We start from the raw sequence: 10,529 nt of genomic DNA on the forward strand, positions 1-10,529 counted from the left end.
CTGAAGGTCGTCGAGGGCCCGTCGGTCCCCGTCGCCCGCGCGGGCGACGCCCACGCGATGGTCGCGGCGCGGGGGACGGTGGGGAAGGTCACGCTCGTGCTCGACGACCAGACCTGGGGCCTTCCAGCCGCGCCGGCCTGACGTCGGCGGGCGCCAGAAGCGGTCCGTCAGCGCGGAGGGCTTTGCGGAGTAATGATGTAAGCATGGATGATTACTCCCGCGTCGTCTCGTCCGTGGCGGCCGAGATCCTGCCCAAGGTCGCCAGCGTGCGGGCGAACCGGGGCAGCGGGTCGGCCGTGGTCTTCACCTCCGACGGTTTCCTCCTGACGAACGCGCACGTCGTGGGCTCGTCCCGGTCGGGCTCCATCGCGTTCTCCGACGGCACGTCCGGCGAGTTCCTGGTCGTGGGCCGTGACCCGTTGTCGGACCTGGCGGTGATCAGGGCGCAGGTCCCCACCCCCGAGCCCGCCGTGCTGGGCGACAGCGACGAACTGGTCGTCGGCCAGCTGGTGGTGGCGGTGGGCAGCCCGCTCGGACTGGCCGGCTCGGTGACGGCCGGCGTTGTGTCGGGCCTCGGACGGTCACTGCCCGCGCGCAGCGGCTCGGCCGTACGGCTGATCGAGGACGTTATCCAGACGGACGCGGCGCTCAACCCCGGCAACTCGGGCGGCGCGCTGGCCGACTCCCAGGCCCGGGTGGTCGGCATCAACACGGCGGTCGCCGGCGTCGGGGTCGGGCTGGCCGTGCCGGTCAACAGCACCACCCGTTCGATCATCGCCACGCTGATCAAGGACGGGCGGGTGCGGCGGGCGTACCTGGGGCTGGTCACCTCACCCGCGCCGCTGCCCGAGTCGCTGCGCGCCCGGACCGATCAGGACAGCGCCCTGCGCGTGGTGGAGGTCATGCCCGGCTCGCCCGCCGACCGGGCCGGCCTGCGGGCGGGGGACCTGGTGCTGAGCGCGGGCCGGCAGCCGGTGGGGGACGCGCAGAGCCTGCAGCGGCTGATGTTCGCCGAGGCCATCGGCCGGCCGCTGCCGATCACGGTGCACCGCAACGGCGCGCTGGTGGACGTCATCGCCGAGCCGGTCGAGCTGACCAGCCGGACGTGACCAGGCGTATCAGGCCCGCCGGGGCCCGACCAGCCCCGACGTGAGCAGTGCGGCCTGATCGGCCGGGCCGGGGGAGTCAGGCGGTCGGCGGGGCCGGCTCCGCCGATGCTTCCGGCGTCAGCCGCCCCGCCGGCGCGGCGGCAGAGAAGGCCGAAGGCGTCGAGGAGGCAGAGGCGGCGGGTGTGGCTGTGAACGCCGAAGGAGCAGCCTGCCCGGCCTCGGGTTCCGTGCCGGGGTCAGGGGCAGGGGTGGCGGCCGGGGCCGGGCGAGCCGGGCGGACGTAGGTGCCGTTGCGGCGGGCCAGCAGCTCCGCGATCAGCTTGTCCCACTTCTCGCCGATCACGTCGTTGTCGTACAGCCGCGCCGTCTCCAGCGCCCCCGCCGCCAGGTCGTGGCGGAGCTGCTCGTCCTCGATCACCCGAAGGACGGACGTGGCGAGGTTGGCGTTGGTACGCGGCTTGACCAGCAGCCCGTCGACCCCCGTGGTGATCATCTCCTTGGGGCCGTGCGGGCTGTTGAAGCTGACGATCGCCAGCCCCTTGGCCATGGCCTCCAGGATCGTCATCGGGAAGCCCTCATGACGCGAACTCAGCACGAAGATCGACGCCTTCTCCAGTTCGGCGCCCACGTCGGAGGTCGGCCCCGGCAGCTCGACCTTGCCCTCCAGGCCGGCGTCGATGATCTGCTGGCGCAGGTTGTCCTCCTGCGGGCCGGCGCCGAAGATGCGCAGCTTCCAGTCCGGGTGGGCCCGGGCGACGGTCTCCCAGGCGACGATCAGCCGGTGGAAGCCCTTGATCCTGGTCAGCCGCCCGACCGCGACGGCCACCTTGGCGTCCAGCTTGGCGACGTCGCCGGTCATGGGCGGCACCGCGTTGGGGATGCGAACCAGCCTGCGCGGCTTCTTGGGCAGCGATTCGCGGTAGTCGCGCAGGTCGGCCTTGGTGAGCGTGACCAGGGCGTCCATGCGGCGGTAGCGCCACTTGATCAGCTCCTGGATCGGCTCGGCCTGCGTACGGAAGGCCACGTGCTCCTGGCCGATGGTGATCAGGCCCGGCGGCGCGAGCTGGGCCATGGCCAGGTTCAGGCCCGGCCTGGTGGAGATGAGCACGCCGGTGTCCAGGGAGCGGATGAAGCGGGCCAGCTTCAGGTCCGTCCACATGTTGAAGCGGTGGTAGGCCGACTCCTCCGGCGGGATGATCCTGCTGGGCAGCTTCGACAGCATCGCGCGCATCGGATCGGGGTTCAGGCGCGTACGGTCGTCCAGGAAGCGGAACTTCACCCGCGGATCGATCGGGAAGAAGGGCTCGTCGGCCTCCTTCAGGATGCTCACGATCTCGACCTCGTGGTGCTGGGCGAGGTAACTGGCCAGGTTGAAGACCGTCCGGATCGTGCCGCCCATCCCGTACGCGTGCAGGATCAGAATGCTGACCTTGTCCGTGGACGGAGGCGGCGCGTTGCGCGCCTTTCGCCGGTTGTAGCCCTTGTAGAGCCTGACCATCGCCGACTTGCCCTTGCGTGCCAGTGCGCGCACCTGAGGTGTCCCCCTTGGTCGGAAAGTGTCACAACACACGTGGCCGATGGCGACCTGGTACGCGGCGCCACCGGCTTATTGTCCCGCTTTGGCAGAGTGTCCTGTCCATCCCCGTGGACTAACCCTGCCTATGATCTTTAGACGCTCTGAGGGCTTTCAAGGTTGCATGCGTGGTCTGCGCGCATGGTCGGGAGTGTGCGGGGGACGCTCGGACAGCAGGCCGAGCGCCACGTCGATGGCCTTCTCGAGCTGGGTGTCCACGCCGGCCGCGTAGTCCTGCGGCGTGATGTCGACCTCGATGTCGGGATCGGTGCCATAGTTCTCCACCCGCCACCCCACGTCGTCGAAGGCGAAGGAGAACTCCGGCTGCGTGGTGAGCGTCCCGTCGGCCAGCCGGTGCCGCGGCCAGATCCCGATGACGCCGCCCCAGGTGCGCCTGCCCACGAGCGGGCCGAGGCCGAGCAGCTTGAAGGTGTGGCTGAAGATGTCGCCGTCGGAGCCCGCCCACTCGTTCGTGATCGCCACCAGCGGGCCGCGCGGCGACTCCGGCGGGTACGGCTGCGGGCCGCCCCAGCGCGGGTAGTCGTACCCGATCCGCCTGCGGGCCAGCTTCTGCAGCAGCAGCGCGGAGACGTTCCCGCCGCCGTTGAAGCGGACGTCCACGATCAGGGCGTGCCGGTCGTGCTCGGCCAGGAAGCCACGGTGGAACTCGGCGTACCCGTCGGTGTCCATGTCGGGCACGTGAACGTAGCCGAGGCGGCCGCCGGAGCGCTGGTGGCACTGGGCGCGGTTGAGGTTCACCCAGTCGCGGTAGCGGGCGGGGCGCTCGTCGGCGACGGCCCGCGCGGTGACGGTGAACAGGCGGCCGTCGCGGCGCAGCGTCAGCTCCACCTCCTCGCCCGCCTGATTGACCAGGCGCTCGTTCGGGGTGATGGCCGCACGGCCGGGCGCGGCGGGGGCGGCGGTGTCCGTGGCGGGCTCGCCGATCGGGGTGGCGCTGTCCGTGGCGGGCTCGCCGATCGGCGTGGCGGCGTCCGGGGCGGGGGCGGTCTGCTCGCCCGGAGGGGCGGTCGCGCCGATCGGGGCGCCGTTGACGGCCAGGACCTCGTCGCCCGGCCGCACGTCCAGGCCGGGGCGGGTGAGCGGCGAGGTCGCCCCGGGGTCCCACGGGTCGCCGACGACGATCGCGCCGATGTGGTAAACGCCGTCGCGGAAGTCCCAGTCCACGCCGAGCTTGCCCTGCGTGTAGTCGGGACCGGGACGGTACTCGCCGCCGCTCTCGTACGCGTGACTCGTCGCCAGCTCGCCGTGCAACTCCCACAGCAGGTCGGAGAACTCACCACGGGTGCCGACCCGCTCGACCAGCGGCAGATAACGATCGTAGATGGCGGGCCAGTCGATCCCGGCCATGTCCTCGGCCCAGAAGTGCTCCCGCTGCAGCCGCCACGCCTCCCGGAACATCTGCCGCCACTCCGCCGCCGGGCACACCGACACCTTGACCCGCGACAGGTCGATCCAGCCGCTCTCCCGGCCGGGCGGGTCGTCGTCGCCGCCCTCCGGCACCTCGTCCGCCTTGACCACCCGCAGCCGATCGCCCGCCCGGTACAGCAGCGTCCTGCCGTCACGGCCGAGCTCGAAGTCGGTGACGTCCCGCGCGAACGTCTCCCGCCTGCCCTTGGCGAAGTCGTACAGCTCCAGGAGGTCCGGGCCCTGCAGCGGGCTGCTGAGCACCAGCGCCTTGCCGGGCAGCCCGGCGATCCGCTCGTACCGGCCCTCGGGCAGCGGGAACGCGGTCACGCGGCGGGCCAGCCCCTCGACGTCCACGGTGAGCGGCCCCGGCTCCTCCTCCTCGTCGTCCTCCTCCTTGGCCTCCAGCGGGCGCGGCGCCTGGACGAACGGGTCCGGCACGTCGGCGCGCAGCGTGACCGCGTACGGACGGCCGCCCAGCGGGAAGCTCAGGTCGAACTGGAGCTCGTCATGGACCGGGGCGAACACGCGCCGGCCGATGAAGTACAGGTAGCGCCCGCCCGGGTCGAACGCCGGACGGGAGTCCTCCAGCAGCGGCTCGGTCGCGGGCACGGTCCTGCCGGTCCCCGGGTGGTGCAGCATGATCGCGGTGGTGCGGGCGTCGAGCGGACTGGCGTACGCGAGCCACTCGCCGTCGTGCGACCAGGCCGGGTCGGCCGGCGCGCCGTGCGCGTTGGCCTCCACGAGCGTGGCCCGGCCGGTGGTCAGGTCGAGGAGGTGCAGCTCGTGGCGGTGGTTGGTGACGGCGATCCGGTCGCGGGCGGGGTCGGGGACCAGCGCGGTGACCCGCCCCAACCGCCCCACCACCCGACCCCCCACCCCAGCCCCTGGCCCGGTGTCCGCTCCCGGCCCGGCGTTCGCCCCGGCACCCGGTTCCGCCCCGCCGTCTCCTCCCACCGTGATGTCCGTCCCGGCGTCTGCTTCGGCTGTCCCTGGGGTGGCGTCGAGGACGACCAGTCGTTCCTCGTCCTCCTCGTCGCTGGCGGCGGCGATGAGGCGGCGGCCGTCGTTCAGGAACGTCAGGAACCGGTAGCGAACCCCGTCCGGCTCGCCGTGCTGCCGCACCGGCCCCTCCCAGTCCGCCATCGAGTACGCCTTGCCGCGCGTGGTGACGGCCAAGCCGCTGCCGTCCGGGCTGAGCGTGGCGCTGTCGAGATAGTCCTCGGCCTCCACGAACCTGCGGTTGCGCTGCGTCCTGGAGCTGGCCAGCCGCACGTCGATCCGCCGCGGCGCGCCTTCGAGGTCGAGCAGGTACAGGTCGGCGCCCGCGTGATAAACGAGCCGCCTGCCGTCGCCGGACAGGTTGCGCGCGTAGTAGTCGTCGTGGTGGGTGTGCTTGCGCAGGTCGCCGCCGTCCGGGGTGCAGGAGTACACGTTGCCGACGCCCTCGTGGTCGGACAGGAAACACACGCGTCCGCCGCTCCAGCAGGGGGAGGCCAGGTTGCCCGGCAGGCGGATGAGCCGGCGGAAGCGGCCCTCGCCGTCGGGGTCGATCCACAGGTCGCCGACGGTGCCGCCGCGGTAGCGCTTCCAGCGGGCCGGGTCCGCGGTGTTGCGGCCCAGCACGATCATGCCGCCGGGGCCGTACGCGATCGAGTTCGCCGGCCCGTACGGCAGCCGCTCCGGCACGCCTCCCGGCGTCACCCGGTGCAGCCACTTGCGGCCCTCGAACGGCTGGCACTCGTCGCTGGCGTACAGGATGCGCCCGCCGGGATCCCAGCCGGTCACCGTGCACCGGGCCCCGTGGTAGGTGACCCGCTGGGCCGCACCCCCGTCGGTGGGCATCACGTACACCTCTTCGGGCCCCTCCTCCCGCCCGACGAACGCGAGCCGGTCACCGCGCGGTGAGATGCGCGGATAGCCCGCCTCCGCCACGCCGGCGGTCAGCCGGAACGCGCGGCCGCCGCGGGCGCAGACCATCCACAGGTCGTCCTCGGCGGCGAAGACGACCACGTCCTGGAAGACGGCGGGAAAGCGCAGATAGGCCGACATGGCACCATGCCCTCGACGGTGGGGCCCTCGACGGTCGGGCAGCCGCGGCCTTTCCGGCCACGGCTGCCTGATCACGTCACCGGGTCAACCCTCGGTGGACTTCCTCGTCGCCTCTTTCTTGGTGCCCTTGGTCTGGCGATTCGACTTGATCGACTGCTTCTTCGCCTTGCCGGACTTGGTGGACGACTTCTTGTTCGTCTGTGCCATGGTTCCCCCCGAAACGGATGATGACGGATTCGTACATCAACCCCTTTAGTGCCCATTCAGGGTAGAAAACCGACATCACGCTTTTGTGGGGCGATCGCCGGACGGTTCGGACCACCAGACGCCCTCACCGTGCGACAGTCCGGGCAGTGACAGCTCGAACTCGTGCACCACCGCCGCCGGGATGTCCCCGCCCACCAGCCAGGCCTCCCCGCGCCGTTCCACGTCGGCCACCTCGGCGCCCAGCGCCGACAGCCGGGCGGTCGCCGCGCTCAGCGCCTCCGGCGGAACTTCCAGCTCGAAGCGGTGACACGGCTCGTACACGCGGGTCCCGGCCTGCCGCAGCGCCTGCATCAGCACGAGCGGTGTCCGCCCGCGGAAGTCGGCCGCCGTGCTCACCGGCGCCGAGTACCCGCTCCTGATCAGCGTGATCAGGACGTCGGTGACCGGCCACCCGCGCGGCCCGGCGGCCAGCGAGTCGCGCACGGTGTCCTCGATCGCCCGGTGGAACGCCAGCGGCAGCGACCCCAGATCCACCTCCATCCGGTAACCGACGCCCGACCCGATCGGCGCGGGCTCCACGCGCAGGCCGACGGTGGCGCAGAACTCGTTGCGGCCGTGACGCAGGATCTCCTCGACGGCCTCGCCCCGGCGGACGGGCCGTTCGAGAAGGACGGGCCGGGTCGGCTCGAACTCCGCCGCCACCCCGAACTCCTCGGCCAGCGTCTCGGCGATGACCTCCTTCTGCACCTCCCCGTACAGCAGCACCGACGTCTCGCCGCCGGGCAACGCGCGGGTGCCGATCAGCGGGTCCTGCTCGGCCAGGGCGGCGAGCGCCGCATGCAGGCGGCCCTCCTGGCCGGGCACGCGCGGCCTGACCACGGTCTCCAGCGTGGGCGCGAGGAAGTGCCCGGCTCCGGGGTCGTCCGGCGCCGCGCCGAGGTGATCGCCTACGCGGATGCCGGGCACACCGCGCACTTTGGCGATGTCCCCGGCCACCGCCTCTGCGGCGTCGGACCCAGCCACTTGAATGGCGGTCGGCCGCCCCTCGTACGTTGCACCACCCCCGTCGAACATCGTGTGAGATCTCTCGTACGGCGCACCGGACCTCTCGTACGGCGTGCTGGGCCTGAAGAAGCGCACTCGCTGCCGCGCCTGGAGCGTGCCGGAACGCATCCGTACGTACGCGAGCTTCTCCCCGGCGTGGCCGCGCTCGATCGCGAACACCGTCCCTCGCACGGCCTCGTCCGGGTCCCCCTCGCCCGGGACCGTGGCGGGCAGCAGGCCGAACGCGTCCAGCAGGTCGCCCACGCCCTGCCCGGTCATCGCCGACCCGAACACCACCGGATGCAGCACCCCGTCGGCGCACTGCTGGGCCATCGCCGCCCGCAGCATCTCACCGCTCGGCCGCCGCCCCTCGACGAGCAGCTCCAGAATGCTGTCATCGTGCTCGGCCAGCACTTCCGCCGCCACGTCCGCAGCATTTGTGACGTTCGTGAGGTCCGTGGCCGTCACGGCATTTGTGGTGTCTGCAGGGGGCGTGGTGTCCACGAGCTTCGCGGCATCCGTGGCGGCCGCAGTGTCCGCCACGCTCGTGGCGTTCGTGGCGGTCGCGAAGTTCATGGGCTCGGTGCCGGCGTCGGGGCTGCCGATGTGCCGGACGGTGTTCAAGGGCACGCAGTACGGGGTCAGCCACCGCCGTACGTCGGCCAGCAGCTCACCCTCCCGGGCCCCGGCCCGGTCGATCTTGTTGATGAAGATCAGCGTGGGCACCCGCAGCCTGCGCAGCGTCTTCATCAGCAGGCGGGAGTGCGGTTGCACCCCTTCGACGGCCGACAGCACCAGCACGGCGCCGTCGAGCACGCCGAGCGCCCGTTCCACCTCGGCGACGAAGTCGGCGTGGCCGGGCGTGTCGATCAGGTTGACCCGCAGCTCACGGCCCGCCTCCGGAACGGTGAAGGAGGCGACGGCCGTGCGGATGGTGATGCCGCGGCGTCGTTCGATCGCGCCGCTGTCTGTCTGGGTGCTGCCGTCGTCGACGCTGCCCAGCCGGCCGATCGCGCCGGTCCGGAACAGCAGCCGCTCGGTCAGGCTGGTCTTACCCGCGTCTACGTGCGCGAGGATCCCGATGTTGAGTATGCGCATGCGTGGTCGAAGCCTCGAAAACTCTCGTGCCAATGGGGCGCTGGGAGATTTCGGGGCACCGCATGGTGTACTCCTGCTCGTGGGACGTCAGAGACCGGCTCATCCTGCCACCAGCCTTGGTGAGGCCGCCAGCGATTATTCGCCGCCCAGGAGGGGGAGCGTGAGCTGCTGCGCCGCTGGGGGCTTGGGGAGGGGAGGCCGTGCGCTACGGGCCGGCGCCGGGGCAGGCAGGTTCAGGCACTCGGACCGGGTGGCCGGGTTCGTGGCCGGGGTGGGGCGTCGGCCGATGCCGTACTGCTGGGCCAGTTCCTTGACCCGGTCGGTGATGCGCCGCTGGTAGGACTCCGGAGCGTACGCGCCCCGCCCGTACAGCTCCAGGTAGCGCGGCACCAGCCGCGGATGCTCGCGTGACAGCCACGCCAGCCACCACTGGCGGGCGCCCGGCCGCAGGTGCAGCACGATCGGCGACAGGTGCGTGGCGCCCGACTCGGCGATCCGCCTCACCGTGCGTTCGAGCTGGGCGGGGGAGTCGGTCAGGTACGGCAGGATCGGCGCCATCAGCACGCCGCAGGGGATGCCGCTGTCGTTGAGCGTGGCGCACGTCTCCAGCCGCCGGTCCGGGGCGGGGGTGCCGGGCTCGACCGAGCGCCACACGTCGGTGTCGACGAAGCCGGCCGACACGGCGGCGCTCACCCGGGTCACCTCGGCGGCCTGCGTCAGCAGGTCGAGGTCGCGCAGGATCAGCGTGCCCTTGGTGAGGATCGAGAACGGGTTGGCCGCGTCGCGCAACGCCGCCAGGATGCCGCGCATCAGCCGGTAGCGGCCCTCGGCCCGCTGGTAGCAGTCGACGTTGGTGCCCATGGCGATGGGCTCGCCGCGCCAGCGGGGCGCGGCGAGCTCCTTGCGGGCCAGCTCGGCGGCGTTGACCTTGACGACGATCTTGGAGTCGAAATCCGCCCCCGCGTCAAGGTCGAGGTATTCGTGGGACTTGCGGGCGAAGCAGTAGACGCAGCGGTGGCCGCATCCCCGATAGGGGTTGATCGTGTGCTCGAACGGCACCCGGCTGGCCGCCGGCACCCGGTTGATGATCGACCGAGCATGGATCTCGTAGAAGGTCATCCCCTTGAACTCGGGGGTGTCGAACGTACGGGTGACCGCGCCGCGGGCGAACAGCGGCGCGACCGGATCTTCCGGGCCCGGCTCGATCAGCCGTAAGTTGTCCCAGCGCATCCCATGATTAGAACAAAGGTTCGACGAAGATCGCAAACGGAAAGAGGTTGCAATTACCTGCCCAGGCGGGGGCTAATGATCTTCAGGGTTGGGCAGAAACCCCGCACAGAGCTTGCGTTCCGGAGGTGCACCTATGGCCTGGTCGCAGGACGAGGAGCGGATGCTGGCACAGATCGAGCGGCACCTCGTCGACGACGATCCTCGTCTCGTGGCACGACTGGAGTCGTTCAACGAGCGGGCCCGCCGTGGCGAGGAGAAGTCTGTCAAGGTGCCGGGCGAGCGCCGCAGACCGCGTCGTTCGACGGTCATCATCCTGATCAGCTGGCTGCTGATCGCCACCCTCGTCGCTACCCTGCTGATCATGGTTCTGCGTCATGAGGCCGCAGCGGCCCTGGCGCTGGCCACCACACTCTGACATCCAGCGATATCCGGCACACTACGAGCCGGCGTCCATCGAGCGAGATGGCCGCCGGTTGTCGGGTGCCCTGGGGAGGGACGGGCGCTCCCCGTAAGGGCTGATGCCGTGAAGGGCTGGTGCCGTGAAGGGCTGACGCCGGTGAGGGGCCAGGGGCCCCTCAGCCGACGGCTTCATCGGTCAGATCTCGCAGGACCCCTCCAGGTCCCCCGAGTCCGACGTGCAGGTGTCGGTGCCGCTGTTGCCGAACAGGCTGTCGTTCCCGGACACCCCGTCCACCCCGAGCAGCGTGTCGTTGTTCGCCCCGCCGAACATCGTGTCGCCGCCGCTGCCGCCCGTCAGCGTGTCGGCGCCGCCCTGGCCGCTCATCGCCTCC

Annotated in this window: 8 protein-coding genes; 2 read left to right on the forward strand and 6 right to left on the reverse strand. The window is 71.4% G+C overall.

Going from position 1 to position 10,529, the window contains the following annotated elements:
- Positions 1-203 precede the first annotated feature (203 nt).
- Positions 204-1,109 carry a S1C family serine protease gene (locus tag KME77_RS15835; protein WP_219467690.1) on the forward strand — a complete coding sequence of 302 codons (906 nt, stop codon included), beginning with the start codon at positions 204-206 and terminating at the stop codon, positions 1,107-1,109.
- Positions 1,110-1,185: 76 nt separating this feature from the next.
- On the opposite strand, the gene KME77_RS15840 is transcribed toward KME77_RS15835, so the two are convergent.
- The 5 genes from KME77_RS15840 to KME77_RS15860 form a co-directional block, all read right to left on the reverse strand.
- A complete protein-coding gene (locus KME77_RS15840; RefSeq protein ID WP_308250716.1) occupies positions 1,186-2,640 on the reverse strand; it encodes a glycosyltransferase family 4 protein in 1,455 nt (484 codons plus the stop codon).
- A gap of 156 nt (positions 2,641-2,796) precedes the next feature.
- Positions 2,797-6,159 carry a S41 family peptidase gene (locus KME77_RS15850; RefSeq protein ID WP_246609828.1) on the reverse strand — a complete coding sequence of 1,121 codons (3,363 nt, stop codon included), beginning with the start codon at positions 6,157-6,159 and terminating at the stop codon, positions 2,797-2,799.
- Positions 6,160-6,243: 84 nt separating this feature from the next.
- Complete coding sequence (locus KME77_RS29890) at positions 6,244-6,366, reverse strand: hypothetical protein (RefSeq protein WP_281424158.1); 123 nt, start codon at positions 6,364-6,366, stop codon at positions 6,244-6,246.
- A 75-nt stretch (positions 6,367-6,441) separates the two neighbouring features.
- A complete protein-coding gene (locus tag KME77_RS15855; protein ID WP_219467696.1) occupies positions 6,442-8,508 on the reverse strand; it encodes an elongation factor G in 2,067 nt (688 codons plus the stop codon).
- A gap of 135 nt (positions 8,509-8,643) precedes the next feature.
- Complete coding sequence (locus KME77_RS15860; RefSeq protein ID WP_219467699.1) at positions 8,644-9,738, reverse strand: Rv2578c family radical SAM protein; 1,095 nt, start codon at positions 9,736-9,738, stop codon at positions 8,644-8,646.
- A 133-nt stretch (positions 9,739-9,871) separates the two neighbouring features.
- Between KME77_RS15860 and KME77_RS15865 the strand changes: the two genes are divergently transcribed.
- On the forward strand, positions 9,872-10,153 hold the full coding sequence (locus KME77_RS15865) for a DUF3040 domain-containing protein (protein WP_219467701.1): 282 nt from the start codon (positions 9,872-9,874) through the stop codon (positions 10,151-10,153).
- A gap of 180 nt (positions 10,154-10,333) precedes the next feature.
- Here the strand turns inward: KME77_RS15865 and KME77_RS15870 are convergent.
- Positions 10,334-10,529, reverse strand: a 196-nt coding sequence (locus KME77_RS15870; protein WP_219467704.1) for a hypothetical protein, incomplete at its 5' end; no start/stop codon positions are given.

The sequence above is a fragment of the Nonomuraea rhizosphaerae genome (assembly GCF_019396405.1).
Classification (GTDB): domain Bacteria; phylum Actinomycetota; class Actinomycetes; order Streptosporangiales; family Streptosporangiaceae; genus Nonomuraea; species Nonomuraea rhizosphaerae.